Annotated in this window: 16 protein-coding genes; 8 read left to right on the top strand and 8 right to left on the bottom strand. The window is 39.2% G+C overall.

Going from position 1 to position 17812, the window contains the following annotated elements; translation table 11 throughout:
* Positions 1 to 61: 61 nt before the first annotated feature.
* Together KQP93_RS07540 and KQP93_RS07545 are read right to left on the bottom strand one after the other, a co-directional pair.
* Entirely contained in the window at positions 62 to 1045 is a 984-nt protein-coding gene (locus tag KQP93_RS07540) for a 2-hydroxyacid dehydrogenase (RefSeq protein ID WP_130167186.1), read from the bottom strand.
* Positions 1011 to 1526: a glutathione peroxidase gene (locus KQP93_RS07545; RefSeq protein ID WP_217876523.1), complete on the bottom strand. Its 516-nt coding sequence runs from the start codon at positions 1524 to 1526 to the stop codon at positions 1011 to 1013. The genes KQP93_RS07540 and KQP93_RS07545 overlap by 35 nt, the downstream gene beginning before the upstream one ends.
* Positions 1527 to 1640: 114 nt before the next feature.
* On the opposite strand from KQP93_RS07545, the gene KQP93_RS07550 reads away from it, so the two are divergent.
* On the top strand, positions 1641 to 2522 hold the full coding sequence (locus tag KQP93_RS07550) for an NAD(P)-dependent oxidoreductase (RefSeq protein ID WP_217876524.1): 882 nt from the start codon (positions 1641 to 1643) through the stop codon (positions 2520 to 2522).
* Between the two features lie 39 nt (positions 2523 to 2561).
* Here the strand turns inward: KQP93_RS07550 and sbcB are convergent, their stop codons facing one another.
* Positions 2562 to 4007, bottom strand: coding sequence for an exodeoxyribonuclease I (sbcB, locus tag KQP93_RS07555; RefSeq protein WP_217876525.1), 1446 nt, complete (start codon positions 4005 to 4007; stop codon positions 2562 to 2564).
* 265 nt (positions 4008 to 4272) lie between these two features.
* Between sbcB and KQP93_RS07560 the strand changes: the two genes are divergently transcribed.
* From KQP93_RS07560 to KQP93_RS07570, 3 genes are all read left to right on the top strand, one after another.
* Complete coding sequence (locus KQP93_RS07560; RefSeq protein WP_217876526.1) at positions 4273 to 4449, top strand: hypothetical protein; 177 nt, start codon at positions 4273 to 4275, stop codon at positions 4447 to 4449.
* A gap of 88 nt (positions 4450 to 4537) precedes the next feature.
* The gene (locus tag KQP93_RS07565; RefSeq protein WP_217876527.1) at positions 4538 to 5125 is read left to right on the top strand and encodes a hypothetical protein; all 588 of its coding nucleotides are present in this window, start codon (positions 4538 to 4540) and stop codon (positions 5123 to 5125) included.
* 112 nt (positions 5126 to 5237) lie between these two features.
* The gene (locus tag KQP93_RS07570) at positions 5238 to 5618 is read left to right on the top strand and encodes a hypothetical protein (RefSeq protein ID WP_217876528.1); all 381 of its coding nucleotides are present in this window, start codon (positions 5238 to 5240) and stop codon (positions 5616 to 5618) included.
* A 12-nt stretch (positions 5619 to 5630) separates the two neighbouring features.
* On the opposite strand, the gene KQP93_RS07575 is transcribed toward KQP93_RS07570, so the two are convergent.
* Both KQP93_RS07575 and KQP93_RS07580 read right to left on the bottom strand, forming a co-directional pair.
* A complete protein-coding gene (locus KQP93_RS07575) occupies positions 5631 to 6050 on the bottom strand; it encodes a hypothetical protein (protein ID WP_217876529.1) in 420 nt (139 codons plus the stop codon).
* Positions 6051 to 6133: 83 nt separating this feature from the next.
* Positions 6134 to 7075, bottom strand: a complete 942-nt coding sequence (locus KQP93_RS07580) for a sodium-dependent bicarbonate transport family permease (RefSeq protein ID WP_217876530.1) — start codon at positions 7073 to 7075, stop codon at positions 6134 to 6136.
* Between the two features lie 109 nt (positions 7076 to 7184).
* Here KQP93_RS07580 and KQP93_RS07585 point away from each other — a divergent pair, with 109 nt between their 5' ends.
* On the top strand, positions 7185 to 8135 hold the full coding sequence (locus KQP93_RS07585; protein ID WP_217876531.1) for a LysR family transcriptional regulator: 951 nt from the start codon (positions 7185 to 7187) through the stop codon (positions 8133 to 8135).
* 17 nt (positions 8136 to 8152) lie between these two features.
* Here KQP93_RS07585 and KQP93_RS07590 read toward each other — a convergent pair whose 3' ends face one another.
* The 3 genes from KQP93_RS07590 to KQP93_RS07600 all read right to left on the bottom strand — a co-directional run bounded on the left by KQP93_RS07590 (position 8153) and on the right by KQP93_RS07600 (position 11658).
* On the bottom strand, positions 8153 to 9295 hold the full coding sequence (locus KQP93_RS07590) for a GGDEF domain-containing protein (RefSeq protein WP_217876532.1): 1143 nt from the start codon (positions 9293 to 9295) through the stop codon (positions 8153 to 8155).
* An 81-nt stretch (positions 9296 to 9376) separates the two neighbouring features.
* Positions 9377 to 10270, bottom strand: a complete 894-nt coding sequence (locus KQP93_RS07595) for a TIGR01777 family oxidoreductase (RefSeq protein ID WP_217876533.1) — start codon at positions 10268 to 10270, stop codon at positions 9377 to 9379.
* Positions 10271 to 10368: 98 nt separating this feature from the next.
* On the bottom strand, positions 10369 to 11658 hold the full coding sequence (locus tag KQP93_RS07600) for a diguanylate cyclase domain-containing protein (RefSeq protein ID WP_217876534.1): 1290 nt from the start codon (positions 11656 to 11658) through the stop codon (positions 10369 to 10371).
* A gap of 216 nt (positions 11659 to 11874) precedes the next feature.
* Here KQP93_RS07600 and KQP93_RS07605 point away from each other — a divergent pair, with 216 nt between their 5' ends.
* From KQP93_RS07605 to KQP93_RS07615, 3 genes are all read left to right on the top strand, one after another.
* Positions 11875 to 13893, top strand: a complete 2019-nt coding sequence (locus tag KQP93_RS07605; protein WP_217876535.1) for a hybrid sensor histidine kinase/response regulator — start codon at positions 11875 to 11877, stop codon at positions 13891 to 13893.
* 122 nt (positions 13894 to 14015) lie between these two features.
* Entirely contained in the window at positions 14016 to 15284 is a 1269-nt protein-coding gene (locus KQP93_RS07610) for an ABC transporter substrate-binding protein (protein WP_217876536.1), read from the top strand.
* Positions 15285 to 15293: 9 nt separating this feature from the next.
* Positions 15294 to 17582 (top strand): hybrid sensor histidine kinase/response regulator, encoded by a 2289-nt coding sequence (locus tag KQP93_RS07615; RefSeq protein ID WP_217876537.1) that lies wholly within the window; start codon positions 15294 to 15296, stop codon positions 17580 to 17582.
* Positions 17583 to 17812 lie beyond the last annotated feature (230 nt).

Genomic DNA, 17812 nt, shown 5'->3' on the forward strand with positions numbered 1-17812 from the left:
CAAAAAGTAAAAGGCGTGGGGTTTAAACCTCACGCCTTTTTTAATTTAACGTGCGCTTGCTTTAAATAACTTCGTTAGTTAGTGGTAAGCCTTGGCTTATTTCATTGGCACTTTGTAATGTGGTGCAGGCGATTTCGCTAAGTGCTTCTTGGGTGAAGAAGCCTTGGTGACCTGTTACTAAAACATTCGGAAAGCTAATAAGGCGTGAAAATATATCGTCTTGCATGATTTCTTCACGATGATCTTTAAAGAATAACTCTGACTCTTGCTCGTACACATCAAGGCCTAGGTGTCCGAGCTTTTTAGACTTAAGCGCTTGAATACATGCTTGAGTATCAAGAAGTGCACCACGAGAGGTATTAATCAGCATGACACCATCTTTCATTTTCTCAAATGCGCTAGCATCAATTAAATGATGGGTGTGCTCGTTGAGCGGACAATGCAATGAAATGACATCACTTTGGGTAAGCAATGTGTCTAAATCGCATAGGGTGTAAGGGCCTTCACCAGCCATAGGGTCGCACACGAGTACCTTAGCTCCAAAGCCATTTAAGATATTAACCAGCGCTAAACCGATTTTGCCGCAGCCTATAATCCCAATAGTTTTTTTAAACAGATTAAAACCAAGTAAACCGTTTAAATCAAAGTTACCTTCACGTACGCGGTTAAAGGCTTTATGGGTTTTTCGGTTGAGCGTTAGCATGAGTGCAATACAATGCTCTGCTACTGCTTCTGGGCTATATGCAGGGACGCGGCAAACCTTGATGTTATGCTCTTTGGCAGCATCAAGGTCTACATTATTGAAGCCTGCACAGCGTAATAAAATTGCTTTAATGCCAACAGCCGCCATATCGGCAATGACGTGTTTGTCGACCGTATCGTTTACAAACACGCACACTGCATCGAAACCTTGGCAGAGGGGCGTGGTATTGCTGTTTAAGGATTGCTCAAAATAACTGAGCGAAACAGACTCAGCGTATTCAGTTAGATTCCTTTCAAAAAACGGTTGCTCATACTTTTGCGCACTGAATAAGGCCAGTTTCATCATTTAAATTACTCTCTATCACCATTTTGAGGGTTTCGGGTTTGGTGCGCGGGGCATATCGCGCAACGAGTTGACCCTCTGAGTTTATAAGAAATTTGGTGAAATTCCATTTAATTGCGCGGTTTTGTGCAATTCCACGGGTATGACACTTTAAATAATTAAATAACGGGTGGGCGTCTGGGCCGTTGACTAACACCTTGTTAAAAATAGGAAAGCTGACATCAAAGTGTTGCTGATAAAAGGCATTAAGCTCATTGCCATCAAGTGGCTCATTGTGGCCAAATTGATTGCAGGCAAAACCGAGTATGGTAAAACCTTGCTGTTTATATTCTTGATACAGCTTTTCAAGGCTTGCCATTTGCACTGAAAAATTACATTTGCTGGCAATATTGACGATAAGCGCTGTTTTTCCTTGTAACGATTCAAGGCTAAAGTTTTCACCAGAAGCTAGTTGGGCATTGAAACGATATATACTATCCATGTTTTACCTGTGTGTTTTTAAACGGTTTAAATGAACTTTTTTTCATTCGCTTTTTAGTTATTCGGTTGAGATAATGAAATTGTTACTAATTTATCACTCAAATAGGTCAGTTTTATGTCAATGAAAGTCGCCTTCATCGGATTAGGTGTAATGGGTTACCCAATGGCGGGTCACCTTGCCAACGCAGGTCACACCGTGACAGTTTACAACCGCACAACGGCTAAAGCGCAAAAGTGGGTATCAGAGTATCAAGGTGAATACGCTGAAACACCAAGTGAAGCAGCAAAAGGGGCTGATATCGTTTTCATGTGCGTAGGCAATGATGATGATTTACGTTCAGTTGTTTATGGTGAAAATGGTGTGCTGGCAAGCATGCATGAGGGCAGCTATTTAGTTGACCACACTACAACGTCGGCTGAAGTGGCACGTGAAGTGGGTGCTCAAGCGAAACTACAAGGTATCGCATTTTTAGATGCGCCGGTTTCTGGCGGTCAAGCAGGGGCAGAAAATGGTGTATTAACCGTGATGGCTGGTGGCGACGAAGCTGATTTTAATGTTGTTCAACCTGTTATGGCTGCTTTTAGCCGTTTTAGCCAATTATTAGGTGAAGTAGGTTCTGGTCAACTTTGTAAAATGGTAAATCAAATTTGTATTGCTGGTGTGGTACAAGGCTTGGCTGAGGGTTTACACTTTGCAAAACAAGCTGGCCTTGATGGTGAAAAAGTAATTGAAACCATCTCTAAAGGCGCAGCAGGCTCATGGCAGATGGAAAACCGCTACAAAACAATGTGGGCTGGCGAATACGAGTTTGGTTTCGCTGTTGATTGGATGCGTAAAGATTTAGGCATCGCTTTGGATGAGGCAAAGGCAAACGGCGCAACTTTGCCGATGACGGCAACAGTTGATCAATATTACGCCGATGTGCAAGCGTTAGGTGGCGGTCGCTACGACACATCTAGTTTATTAGCACGTATCGAAGCGTTACATAAAAAGTAATATCCATAAAAAACGCGACAATGATTGTCGCGTTTTTTATTACATGCTTTGTGCGTAATTGTACAAGGCTTTTAATATATGCAGATTTTTCTCGTTATCATCATTTTCATGAGCCAGATTTTCAAGGGTGATCATGAAATCTTGGCCACTGATCGACGGGCCATCTTCACCGTGCATTAGCTTGTTTTGGCAATACTGGCGCCATTTTGCTAATTCATCTTGGCTAAGGGTGTCTGGCCAGTTTCGAGCGCGGTATCTAAATAACAAGGTAGCAAACTTATTATCATCAAAATCAAGCTGCATTGAGGCTAATTGCTCAGGGCTTGCATCTCGAATTATGGCAAATTTAGCTTTATCGGCATGGCTGGTAAAGCCATCATAAAGTTGATAATCAGGGTTAGTGGTTTCGCCATAATCACGCTGTTCGTTAAACACTTCGGTGACTTTGTCGCGAAGTTCTGAGTTGGCTTTTAAAATAGCGAGATTTTGTAAGCATTTTTCGCGGTCAATACCTAAACGCGATGCGTTCTCTGGCAACAAGGTTTTTGCTGGTGCAAGAATAGGGCACTTATTTAAATGCACGAGTTTTAAGCCTACCGGTGCTTCGTCTTCGCCAAGGTCGCTGTGTTTTGTGTAAAGGCGAGTGCGTAGATCTTCAACTGATAAATCTAATAAAACTTGCGGATCTTCAGTTAAATTAAAGCAAATAATGGCGTTTTTATTGACTGGGTGAAAGCTCATTGGTGCAATCCAGCTGGTGCAGCCTTGGCTTGCCGGAATTCGTGACGAGGTGTGTACCAGTGGTGTCATGTTAAATACATCAACTAAATCGGCCAGTGCTTTTTTAGAGCGTAAGCTAAAGAAAAACTGATACAACTTTGGTTGTTTTTCTTTTATTAATTTTGCCAGCGCTATGGTTGCTGTTACATCACTTAAAGCATCGTGAGCGGCAGCGTGTTCAATGCCATTGGCAACGGTTAAGTGCTCGAGCTTAAAGCTTGGTGTACCGTCTTCTTTAAGCGGCCACTCAATGCCTTCTGGGCGTAGTGCATAACAGGCACGCACTAAATCAATAATATCCCAGCGGCTATTATTGTTTTTGTATTCACGCTCGTATGGGTCATAAAAGTTACGATATAAGCTGTAACGTGTGACTTCATCATCAAAACGAATACTGTTATAGCCCGCAACACAGGTATTAGGTTGGCTAAATTCAGCATGGATCTTTGCCATAAACTCAGCTTCAACTAAGCCTTTTTGCATCGCAACTTGCGGGGTAATACCCGTTATTAAACACGCTTCAGGGTGGGGCAAGTAATCGGCAGCTGGCTTGCAATACTCAATTAACGGCTCACCAATAATATTCAAATCGAGATCGGTACGAATACCTGCAAATTGACTCGGGCGGTCCTTTTGCGGGCTTGCGCCAAATGTTTCGTAGTCGTGCCAATAAATTGTTGGTTGCTGTTGTTCTGGATATGCCATGCATTAAACCTTGCTAAGCGTCGGGCCGCTTTGACTTATTTTTTGAATTAACAGAATTATGGCATAGAGCCTAGCTAGTTTATAGAGCTAAACGGTTTGATACTGTTCAGCGTACGTTTTGCATACACGGTTAGTATAAAAAATGGCCTAACGATTTAATTTTATGCTTATATAGGGTCTAGTCGTTAGTTTTTACCCAAATTTGTATTTTAGTGGCTCGGTATTTGCTAACGAAAACTATCTTTAACAATGAAGGAACAAAAAAATGACTTTATCAGCTTTATTACTATCTACTTTAGCATTCGACGCAGCACCAGCTCCTAGCTTTGATACTACAAAACTTCAAGGCTCTGGTGGAATCGTAATCATTAAAGAAAAGAAAAAGGAAGAGCTACAAGGTTCTGGTGGAATAGTGATTATTAAAGAAAAAAAACCTAACTAAACAATAGACTATTCAAAATAACCAGCTCAAACAGCTGGTTTTTTTTGCTACATAGTAATATCCTTATGCTTGGTGTGAAGGGTAAACTATGTTTGAATACTTAGCAGAATTATACAACAAGGCATTATTGGTCAGTGAAAACAGAGAAGTGTTTTCATATCAAGTACTCATATCATTGTCTTACCTCTTAGCCCTCATATTTTCAATGATACGAGCAGTAAAAGATAAAGAGTTATTTAGTGACTTTTTAACAATAGCTGTTGTCGTCACGAAATACATGCTTACAACATTATTAATGGAATATGCATTGACTTATATTCAAGAAAATCATGCAGTTGATAATGTTCAGAATGTTTATCTTGGTTTAAGCGCTACTTCATTGTTTAGTATGTATGTGCTTGCAAAGCTCCATGAAAAGTTTAGTTATAAGTTTGGCTTGCTATTCTTTTGCGTAATTAAGCTAACAGTAGTTCTTTCAATAGCTCACTTTATTCTTTGGTTTAAGTTTGTTGTGTTAGACATACAAGCTGAACACGCCTACATACACTACATGTATAGCTTTATTGTGCTCTATATAAGTATTGTGCTTGCTGTAGTGATGTTGTTCCCAGGCCTTTTGAAAACGAAATTAAAACTTTTGCTTAGTCCAAGCTGGCCGTTTGGAACAAAAAATTAACATGAATTTATGATGCTTTTCAGTCTCATACCATCATTTATAATGCTTTTTCCTGATGTATTACGGACCAAGTTTGGGTGTATAGTAACATTTAGTTTACCGAGGGATCGTAATGCTTGAACTAATTTACATAGCCATTGCCGTTTTAGCTGTCTTGCTGATTGCAAGTACATGGCTAATAGCGCGAAAAAATATCTTCGAAGATCAAATCAGGTCTAAATCTGTTGAGGTTGTTTGGTGCACGTTACAAGCCGAGCATGAACCAGATATCAGCAAAGCAATTAAACTATTCAATAAAGCTGAACAACTAAAGAGCGAAATAGCCACTTTAATGGGCAATTCACCGCACGCTGCACATTTTAAATTAGCAGAACCGAGCGGGCTTGATAGCGATAAAATAAAGGAGTTATCGCTTGGGGAGCTGCAGCGATACTACGATAAGCAAAACAACATATCTGACATTTACAATAAAATGTACAAAGGTAAGAATTAGTAAAAAGCCAGGTTATTTAACCTGACTTTGTATTTGTAGCTCATTTTCTATTTGTTTTAGCTGAATGTCAGCAAGTTGCTTAAGCGCTTCTTGTGTTTGGTTTTCACCCTTAATTATCCCTGCCATTGATAGCTTTTTTATACTCTTGATAATACCGTTACTCACTGCTTCTAATACCGGCCCATCGAGTGTAGCTGTGGTTTGGTTATTACCATTAAGTAGTGAATCAAAGCTAACCTCAGAAGCTTTAGCCACTTTATCAATTAACTCATAAGGCACAGCTGCAAGCTCAATACTTTGCTCACAAAAGCCAAGTTGTAATGATAAATGTTGCTCTAATTCTAAATTATTTCGCACCTGGCAAAGCGTACATAAGCGCATAAAAATATCACTTACATGCTGTTGCTCAGTGCTGAGCGTTTGATTGAACATAGCATGTCCTTGCACTGCTTTTTTATTTATATTAAACGACTTTTTTAAAAATCTCATGCATAAAGTGATAGTTATCGAATTTTTTAACTCATATACAATGCTATTTGATGATACAAGCCAATTCCTAGTAATACATTGAAAGGAAAGGTAATGCCTAAAGAACATAACATGGCTAAGCCTATATCAGCATCAGGAATAGCTGCTTTTATAGCGGCTGGAGCTGCAATATAAGAGGCACTTGCAACTAGGCTTGCTAATATCACTACCGAGCCCAGCTCTAGTTGAAGGGCTGTACCCACACAGACGCCGATGGCTCCTAATAGGTTAGGTGTTATAAGTGCAAATAATGCTAAACGCCAATGATGCCATGGAATAGGGCGTAGTGTTTGTGCGGCCATTAAACCCATTTCGAGCAAGAATAACGCTAATACAACTTTAAAGCTGTTTGTTAACAGGCTAGTTACTTGGCTGCCTTGTTGTGTGCCGTACATCATGCCAATAATCACACCACCTACAAGCAGGATCACGCTTTTGTTAGTGAGTGTTTCATGCCACAGCGCTTTTAGTGATAGGTTTTGCCCAGAACCATTTCCAAGACGACGGAATAGTAATAAACCAACGATGATGGCCGGTAATTCAAGCATTACTAAATAAAGCGTAACTTCAGCACCAACATTTAGAGAGTTCGATTCGGCATAAGCTAAAGCAACGGCAAATGTCCCCGCGCTTACTGAGCCGTAATGGGCGGCAATACTTGCGCTATTAGCAACAGAGAGTTTTAGCAATTTGTTTAAAACAGGGTACAGCATTAATGGTATTAAGCCCCCAAGCAGTAACACAGCGCCCATTTCGGGTAAGAGTTGCCAATGTAAATTGCCATGCAGCACCATACCACCTTTTAAGCCAATGGTGAGCATTAGCAATAGGCTAAGGGTTTCATAGGTTGCTTGCGGAATTTTTAAGTCAGAGCGAAGTAATCCGGCTGTCAGTCCTAAAACAAAAAACATTACAACAATATCAGGCACTTTGTTCTCCTCTAGGTTAAAAGCGCTGCTATTCTAGATAAAAATTCACATAGTAAATAATTAAATAAGTGATAGCATCTTATAGATAATCATCTATAGGTCGGGTTTTATGGACTTAAGACATATTTCTTTTCGCTTACTAGAAGTGTTTATGTGTGTGGTAAAAACGCGCTCTATCAGTGAAACAGCAAGGCAGTTACACTTAACGCAACCAACTGTATCGCAACAAATTAAACGCTTGCAAGAAACAGTTAATGAGCCATTAGTGATGGTTAACCAGCAGCGCATTCATGTTACTGAAGCAGGCTTTGCGTTGTTTCAAACTTGTCAGCAGGTGTTTGGTCATTTTGATGATTATCAAGATTACTTAGCTGAGCTTAGAGGCGGTGAGCGTGGACGCTGTAAAATAGCCATGGTTAACACCGCACAATATATTTTGCCTAAGTTACTCGGCCCGTATAGTAATTTACATCCGCACGTTGAATTGCCACTCGAGATAGGCAATCGTGCTGAGGTGCTTGCCCGATTTGAAAGAGGCGAAGACGATATTTATGTATTTAGTCACCCCCCTTCGTTAGAACACGCAAAAGCGGGGCGGTTTTTACAAAATCCTTTGGTATTTATTGCGGCAAATAACCATAAGCTTGCGAGTAAAAGTCATGTAACTTTACATGACTTAGTGAGTGAACGTTTTTTACTTCGCGAGCCAGGTTCAGCTACGCGAATGCTGTTTGAGAGTGAACTACAAAGCCGAGGTTTTGTCCTAAGCAACACAGTACAAATGGCGAGTAACGAGGCTATTCGTGTTGCTGTTGGCTCAGGAATGGGGCTGGGTGTTGTTTCGCGCCATGTATTGCCACCTCACGATACGAGTTTTTGCATGCTAGATGTTGAAGATGTGAATTTGGCCAGCCATTGGTATTTTGTGGTGCGCACCGATCGCCATTTATCACATGCAGCGCGCAACTTTTTAAAATTTGCCCAACTGAACTTAGAGCAATGCTTAGATAAACAGTGGGTGACCAATGAGCTAAGCCAGCTAAATGAGAGCTTAAATTAAACTAACAAGTTGTTGCGTTAAAATGCCATGGTCACAACCTGATTACGGCCATTTAACTTCGCTTTGTATAAGCCTTTGTCGGCCTCAGCCAGTAACTCGTTAACATTATTTGTGCCTGATTTATGGGTGATAATACCGATACTGATAGACAGGTTTATTTCATGGTCATTGTGCACAAAGCTATCATTATGAATGGCTAAACGAATTCGCTCTGATAAGATTTCTCCTTGAGCTTGGCTTGTGTTGGGTAGTATCACTGCAAACTCTTCACCGCCAATCCTAGCCACTAAATCGTGCTCACGTAGCTGGCTTTTAATCTTTTTAGCAACCCACTTTAGTGCTTCATCACCCGTTTCGTGACCATGCTGATCATTAACTCTCTTGAAGAAATCGATATCTATCATCAAAGCGCAAAGTTTTGTTAGATTGTTATTTGCTTGTTCTAAATAATTGTTACTAACACTAATAAACGCTCGACGATTCAATAAACCGGTTAGCGAATCACGGTTTGCAAGGTCACTCAGTACCTGCTCATGCTCTAAGAACATCATTAATGGCCAGATCATGGCGGTTAGTGTGGTAATAACAATATGGCTGATGAGAATAACAGCTAATACTTGTTTCAAGTCTGTTTGCAATAAACCTAGGTAATCACTAAGCAGTAGTGAAAACTGGATCACCATAATCAAAGCGTGAATGACGAAGCACAACTTGAGTAATACTAAATGCATGATGCGGTTAACATGCAACTTCCTTAGCGCGAAAGCTGCATAGCTAAAACAAGCTGCAATTATGGCTGTTGTGATTAACTGGCTAAATGGTGAATCAAAAACAAGAAGTAATATTACAGCAGCTAAAACTAAGACATATGCACATATATTTTGACACATTTTGTCTGATTGGCTGTAAGCATGAATACCTAGTATGGCTGCTAAGGGAGCTGAAATTATAAGTAAATCAGCTAGATAATGTGTAATTAGAGGAAAGTCGATAAAAATACGCAGAGAAGCTGCTATTTGTGCGCATACAAATATGAGACACGAGCTACCCCAATATAAATAACTTGATTGTTGTCTTAAAAAATACAAAGACAATAAGAACGCCCCAATAATCACATTCAATAAAATTGAAATGCTGATTATGGTGGGTAAATGCATCATGACTTTCCCTGAAGAATCACTCGACTAAAATCTGTTTAATTATTATGTATTAGTTAGGTATTAGCAACCCATACAATGTAACTATAATTTTAAACTCTCTAATGCTGGTTTTAATGTTGGGTAATGGAAGCGGTAATTATGGCTAAGTAGTTTATTAGGGAGTACAAATTGACCATGAAGCAGAAGATCAGACATCTCTCCCATCATCAGCTTTAATACCCAGCTAGGCATACGCAACATGGCAGGACGTGAAATCACACTCGCTAATGTTTGACTAAATTCATTATTATCAACAGGGTTTGGCGCAGTGGCGTTGATTGGACCGTGAATCTCTTGATGTGAAAGCACAAATAGGATTAGTTGGATCATGTCGTCAATGTGGATCCACGACATTCCTTGTTTACCATGGCCTAATGGACCACCTAAGCCAAATTTAAATGCTGGCAGCATTTTACCTAAAGCACCACCTTGTTTTGCCAATACAATACCTGTTCGAAGCAAGCATACTCGGGTTTTGTCAGAGTGTGCTTTTGTTGCTGCATGCTCCCAGTCACGGCAAAGAACATGGCTAAATTCAGGATAAATATCATTAAAGCTTTCATCAATTGGCTGGTTTTCTTGGCGGCCATAAAAGCCAATTGCACTGCCAGAAATGAATGTATGAGGGGGGGATTCACAACGATCAATGGCTTTAGTGATCTGTAAAGTAAGGTTAATTCGGCTATTCAGTAAAGTACGTTTTTGCGACTCGCTCCAGCGTTTATTGACTATTGGTTCACCTGCTAAATTAATAACAGCGTCAATCTCTTCAAAATTAACTTCATCGAGTGATTTAACTGTGTGTACTTGATGAGTCAGTATGACCGCGGCTTGAATAGGGTTGCGTGTTAGCACAGTAACCTTGTGGTGATTCAATAAAAAAGGGCACAAATGTCTACCAATGAGGCCTGTTCCACCAGTTAATAAAATATGCATAGTGCTACCTTAATTTATATGTTGTGTATTTTTTATACATAGCGATGAGTGTTTTTGCAAATTTATACGTATAAAGCAGTAATTTAGATTAGTCATTCTTAATGACTATTTTGGTAGATGTGAAAGCCATTTTTTGACTCATGTTTTGCTTTGTACATTGCTTGATCAGCAAGTTTGATTAGATGTTGATGATCTAGGCTGTGATCTGGAGCAAGGGCTACCCCAATACTTAATGAAATATCTAATGTGAGTTGTTCGAGTACAAATGGATTATCAAAACATGCCAATAAATGCGCTATCATCGCATTCACGTATCTGTATTTAGCGATATTATGTGTAATTATGACGAATTCATCTCCCCCATAACGATACACATCATCATCGGCTCTAACTGATGACGTAATCCGTTTTGCGGTTTCAATAAGAACTTGGTCACCAATTAAATGGCCGTATTCAACATTGAGTTGCTTAAATTTATTTATATCTATAAATATAACAGCCAGTTTATTGTCTTCAGAGCAAGTAGTAATGGCTTGTTTTAATGCAGGTTTTAACTCTGTACGATTCAAAACACCTGTTAGATGATCATGACAGGCTTGAAAATTTAACTTACTCGTTCGCTTATAAATGATGTCACTCATGCGTGCAAAGCGTTTTAACACATAGCCAATTTCATCATGGCTATTAATCGTCAACGTTTTTGGTTTTTCGCCTTTTTCTAGTTGTTTAGTGTTTTCAATTAGCAACTTGAGAGGTTTAAAAAGCTTTGAGTTTATATAAAAAGCGCAAAAGAATAACAAGATGACCATTAATGGTATTTGCAAAGTTACGAAGCGAGTTATAAATAGTTTGTTTTTTTGGTAGTCAGCATTTTGTTGTTCTAACTTGGCAAGCTCAGTATTTTGAAACAGTAAAATATGCTCGCGGATTTGGTCCATATACTGTTTACCCTCATTAGTTAACACAATCGCTTTAGCTTCTTCGAGGGCATATGGCGTGCCTTGCATTACAAGTGTGACAGTTAACGCTAACTCTGCTAATTTTTTGTCGACCAGCTCATCAATTTCAGTAAGAGTGTTTTGTTGTTCGGGGTTACTTAGCGTTAGCTTATTGATAGTCAAAAAATGTTGTTTAACTTGTTCAAGTGCTACGTAGTAGGGTTCTAAATAGTTGAGGTCTTGAGTTAATAAATAACCACGTTGCCCAGTTTCTGCGTTCGTTATTTGATTGTAGAGTTTTTCAGATTCATCGAGCACATCATGAGTATGGATCACCGCCTCAAGCTTAGCCTGACCTTGCTTATCTAATACATAGATAATGAAGGTATTGGCAACTACCACTAAAAAAATAGTGGAAAGTAGAAGGATAAATTTAGCTCTCAGCGACATTGAAATAGAGATAGCCTATAATCATTAACTTGTAGGATTAAAGTATTGACCAATCATCGAACTTTGCCAATATATCAACAAGAAACGGCTGTTTTAATGATATCTCATGATGTTTTTAATGGAATTTGCTTCTTTAGGCTGTTTTAAGTGTGCGCTCAGTAATTTATTGATATGCTAACTTGAACTAGAAGCAGTTTTAAGTGACAAGGAGTGACTGTGAACTTTCTGCGCCAATTCCACGATATTGTATCTAATCAAGAAATTGATTTTTCAGATAAAGTAATCAAGTTACTAGAATTTGGTTTAGATGTATTTAATCTCGATTTCGCGATTGTGAGCCGCGTTGATGACAAGCTCTATACGGTCATTCATGTGGTGGCGCCTGATGATGCAATCCCTGTTGGTACGCAATTCGATGTGGAAGGAACCTATTGTGCTCACACCCTTAAAGCTAATAAGGCGCTTTCATTTCATCATGCCTCAAATAGTCGGATTGCACAGCACCCTTGTTATGTAAATTTTCAACTCGAGTCTTACATTGGCGCGCCTATTTTTGTTGGCAAAAAGGTTTTCGGCACAGTTAACTTCTCAGCGCCGAATGTATCAAAACCTTTTAGTGAAGAGTCTCACGATTATGTAGAGTTATTTGCTCAGTGGTTAGGCAACGAAATAGCACGCAATGCTTCTTCAGAACGGTTAATAAAAAAGAACTACATGCTGGCGCAAGTTGAAGAAGTTGCTCGAATAGGTTCTTGGGAGTTCGACTTGCTAGAAAATAAGCTGTACTGGAGCAAGCAAACTAAAGCAATCCATGAAGTGCCCGTCGATTATTCTCCAAACATTGAAACCGCCATTGAGTTTTATAAAGAAGGTGAAAGTCGAGGTGCAATACAACAAGTTGTTCAAGAAGCAATTGAGCAAGGCAAGAATTGGAATATAGAAGTAGAGCTAGTTACAGCAAAGGGCAATAGTATTTGGGTATCTACTTATGGTGAAGCCGAGTGTGAAAACGGGCAATGCGTTCGTTTAATAGGTACTTTTCAAGATGTAACTAAAGAGGTGTTACTTCGTGAAGAGCTTAAAAAGCAAAAAGCGGATGCTGAGCGTACACTTGAAGACCGAAGTATCTTGCTGGCTAAGATTAGCCATGAACTACGCACACCATTAAATGGCATTACAGGCATGCTAACGACTTTACTTTATGAAAAGTCAGAGCAAAAGCGAGAAGAAAAACTCAAAGTTGCCCTTCGCAGTGCTGATATCTTATTAAATATAATAAATGAAGTGCTCGATTTTTCTAAAATAAATCATGGTGAACTGAAATTAGAGCCTAGTCACTTTTTACTAAAAACAGTTTTTGTTGACTTAGCGTCGTTATATTTACCTTTATATCAAGAAAAGAATCTTAATTTTGACGTCGATATTGATATAAGTGAAGAGTGTTGGACTTACTGTGATAACACCCGACTCACTCAAATTGCGTCTAACTTACTGAGTAATGCTTTAAAGTTTACCGAGCAAGGCACTATTAAGTTATACGTATCTGCGAGGGTTCAAAATGACGATGTCATACTGAATTTAAAGGTTTCTGATACGGGCATAGGCATGACAGAAACCTTCATGAAGTCATTGTTTTCACCATTTACCCAAGAGCAAACTAAAGACCGAAAAAAGGGGGGAACTGGGCTTGGCCTTGCAATAGTGAAAGAGCTTATTGACTACATGGGTGGAACAATAAAGGTTAGTAGCGAATTCCAAAAAGGCAGTTGTTTTGATATTCAACTACCTCTGAAGCTAGGGCAGCCACAATCACATGATACGCTACATGCCTCTGATATCGACTTTTCAACATTGCCTTTATCGATACTGGTTGTTGATGATAACCAAATTAACCGCTTTGTGTTAAAAGCACACCTAGAAAAGTTAGGCTTAACGGCCGATTATGCCTGCGATGGTATTGATGCGATAAATAAGTGCAAGCAAAACAAATACAATCTGATTTTTATGGATTGCGTAATGCCAGAAATGGATGGCATTGAAGCAACACGTATTTTAAGAGATGAGCAAATTTGCCCAACTGATACAACTTATATTATTGCTTTAACAGCAAATACTTCTGCAGATGATAAAGCAGCTTGCAAACAAGCTGGAATGGATTTATTTGTTTCAAAGCCTGTAAAAAATACGGCTATTGAGCAAGCAATTGTGTCAGCTAAAGAACATTTTTTAATGTAAGAAATAGTAGTTTGTGAATACTCGGCTTAGAAAAATCATTGCTGGCTAAATGAGTAGTTATTTTAGGCAATTTTCAAATTTAACCTATACTTTTAACGGGTTTAATATGTTGGAAATACTAAATGGGCTACTCAGATAACCGCCGAGACTTTTTAAAAACATTAGGTGTTGGTGCTGTGGCTTCAACACTTGCCTTTAAAGCTCCCTATGTATTCGCTAAGAATACTCCCACAATTAGGGTAATGGGCACACATGTTACTTTGCAAGAAGAACTCAGGCAAAAAGCCATGCTTGAGCTGGGTATTAATATTGAATTTACCCCGATGGGCAGTGCTGCGGTGTTGCAAAAAGCTGCGGCAGATCCTAGTAGCTTTGACTTATATGAGCAATGGTCAGATTCAATTAATATTCTTTGGCAAGCAGGTGCCATTCAACCTATCGAAACAGAGCGCCTTACCTATTGGGATGAAATCAATCCACTCTCTAAAACAGGTAAAATTGTGCCTGATGCCAAGTTAGGCGCTGGTGACTCACCCAACAAACTTCTTTACGTGCAAGCAGATGGAACGCTTGCGACTACACCAAGCGATGCAATTAGTTTCTTGCCTTACGTGCATAATGTTGACTCGTTTGGCTACAACACACAATTTATAGAGCAGGGCACTCCTTACGAAACTGAGTCTTGGTCTTGGTTACTCGATGAAAAGAATAAAGGTAAGGTTGCGCTTGTTAATGCGCCAACAATCGGTATTTTTGATGCTGCTCTGGCTGCCGAAGCGCAGGGGCTGATGAAGTTTAGAGATATGGGCAATATGAGTATTAGCGAAATTGACCAGCTATTTGCAATTTTACTGCAAAAGAAAAGGCAAGGTCATTTTGCTGGCTTTTGGACTTCGGTACCGCAGTCGGTCGACTTTATGAAAATGAAACGCGTCACTATTCAAAGTATGTTTTCGCCCGGTGTTAGTGCCTGCAAAGGGCAAGGTATCCCGGTTGTTTATGCTTCACCCAAAGAAGGTTATCGTGCTTGGCACGGGGTTATGTGCTTATCAGCTAATACACAGGGACATGTTAAAGATGCAGCCTATGAATACATGAATTGGTGGCTTTCTGGCTATCCAGGCGCATTTATCGCAAGACAAGGTTATTACATTTCTAATCCTGAGCGGAGTCAGCCTCTTATGTCAAAAGCAGAATGGCAATATTGGTATGAAGGGCAAGAAGCACCCATAGATTTACGCGGAACAGACGGAAAAATATCTGTTCAAGCGGGTCAAGCTCGCGATGGAGGAAGCTATATCAAGCGATTTTCGAATATAGCTGTGTGGAATACGGTTATGCCGAATTATGATTATAGTTTAGATAAATGGTATGAGTTGTTGAACTCATAAGGAGTTACATTGCTAACCATTTTTTCTAGGTCTTTAGCAGCCAAGGTGTTATTGGCATTGACACTCGTTTTACTTGTAATGGGGGCGAGTTACTTTGTCTTGAACAAGCGATTGCAAAGAATTGAAACATCTTTTAACGATATAAGCCGCATTAGTAATTATGCCGTGGGTATACTTCGTATAAATAAAGATATTGTTGAAATGCAGCGTGATATTTCAGTTTATGGATTCTCAGGCAGTAAAACCGTATTTAGTAAAATAATAGAGAACTTTGAAAGTATAAAAGCACGTTTAGAAAGTGTTGATTTGAAAAGTGATGAACTTGAAAGCCAAGTTTATTTAAATTCAATGACACAGCTGATTTCACGGTACGGTGAAAATCTAGATGTGCTTGCCAAGCGTTATGAAATAAAAACAGAGCTCACTGACGTTGAGTTACCGCAAATCTATTTAGCAGCTATTAATGAATTAACCAACCTCAAATTAACTGCGACTACCAATGAAGAGAAGTTGGCTATTACTGAACATCTTAATGTATGGCATGAATTACATCGTGATGCCTCTTTGTTTCTTGCCAAAAAAGATTATTCTAAAAGAGCAGCGGTTAATAAGGCGCTGGCTATTTTATCAAATCAGTCACAAACCAACACTGATCTAAGTAATAACCGTGAACATGCGAAAACATATAAACAGGCTTTTTCGAGAGGTGTGCAGGCTAACCGAAACTATTTAAGCTTGGTTAATGTTGTTATGGCTGGCGATGCTATAGAGTTCGGTACCCTTGCAGATAAACTAAGAGAGCAATCCCTAGAAAAATTGCAAAAGATTAAAAGTGAAGCGCAAGAAACAGTAATAAAAACAGATCAAACTCTGCGTTTTCTTGCTGTTGGTGTAGTTATCTACATTATCGTGCTTGCAATCTATTTCCACCTGCATATATCGCGTGCAATTACACGTTTAACCACAAGTTTTCAATACTTCTTAGCTGGTGATTTATCAGCTCCTATTTATGATTTAAAGCGTAACGATGAAATTGGTGTGCTTGCAACTGCGGCAGATAGATTTCGGGTGTTAAGCCAAGACCTTACCCAAGCCAAGAAAACGGCAGAACACACCACCAAGGTGAAATCAGAGTTTTTGGCAAATATGAGCCATGAAATTAGAACCCCTATGAATGGCATTTTAGGAATGGCGCGGCAGTTGAGTCGTACCAGTTTGTCTCATGAACAAATGAAGATGCTTAATATTATACAATCTTCAGGGGCAGGTTTATTGGTAATTATCAACGACATTTTAGATATAAGTAAGATTGAAGCCTCTAAAATTGAGCTAGAGTCTGTGCCTATACATTTAAATTTGCTACTAGATGAGCTACTGCATTTATTTAAAGAGCAAGCCCAAAGTAAGCATATCAAGTTGAATATTTCTGTTGCTGAAGAGTATCAACATTGTGTTTTCTTTGCTGATGAAGCCCGTCTAAAACAAGTGTTGATAAATCTGTTAGGGAACGCAATTAAATTCACCGAGAAAGGCAGTGTGACGCTTAACGTAAAAATTAACGAGCATGGTAGCGATAATCTGAGTATCAAATTTAGTGTGATTGATACGGGAATTGGTATCGCAAAAGAAAATCTCGGTAAGCTATTTGAAGCGTTTTCTCAAGCTGATACCTCAATTACACGGCGCTTCGGAGGTACAGGACTTGGCCTTGCTATCTCAAGTAAGTTACTAAATTTGATGAATGCGCCTTTGCAGGTAGAAAGTGATCTAGGGCAGGGTTCTTGCTTTTATTTTGAGTTAAAAACAACACAGGTTATTGAGCACTCTGAGTTTGAAGCCGAAACTAACCAAGAAAGCGAAGAGGAACAAGTCGACTTTTCATCACTACATGTACTTGTAGTCGAAGACAATGACATTAATCAGGTTGTTATCGAAGCTATGTTAAATGAGTTTGGAATCAGCTCAATAAAAATAGCAGGAGATGGCGAGCAGGCTGTTGCGCTATGTAAGGAACATAGTGGAGAAAAAAATCGGCAAAACAGCTTTGATATTATATTTATGGATATGCAGATGCCTGTACTTGATGGCCCGCAAGCAACAATACGCATACGAGAAATGCCAGAGTATAAAGCGACTCCTATTATTGCCTTAACGGCCAATGTGCTTGAAACAGATAAGCAACGATGTTTTGCCGCAGGAATGAATGATTTTGTTGCCAAGCCGATTGACTACCAATGTTTTAAAACGGCTTTACTAAAGTGGTCTAAAAGTGAAGTGAGCGCTACGAGTGACTGTTAAAAATTGATTTTAATACCAATTTTCTTAATTAAGTAGTCTAATTTTGAGGCAAGAAAACCTTGTTGATAACAAGGCAAAAATTTCGTTATTTAGTTGTTCTAAATGAGAAATTTTTAACGCAGGTAGCGACAGGTTTAATCCCTCAAAATGATTAAGTATTATTGCTGATTGGTATAAGTCGCTAAAAAAAGAGTTACCTCTTTGGTGGTAAACACACACTGAGGTAACTC

The organism is Pseudoalteromonas shioyasakiensis (assembly GCF_019134595.1).
In the GTDB taxonomy this organism is placed as follows: Bacteria; Pseudomonadota; Gammaproteobacteria; order Enterobacterales; family Alteromonadaceae; genus Pseudoalteromonas; species Pseudoalteromonas shioyasakiensis_A.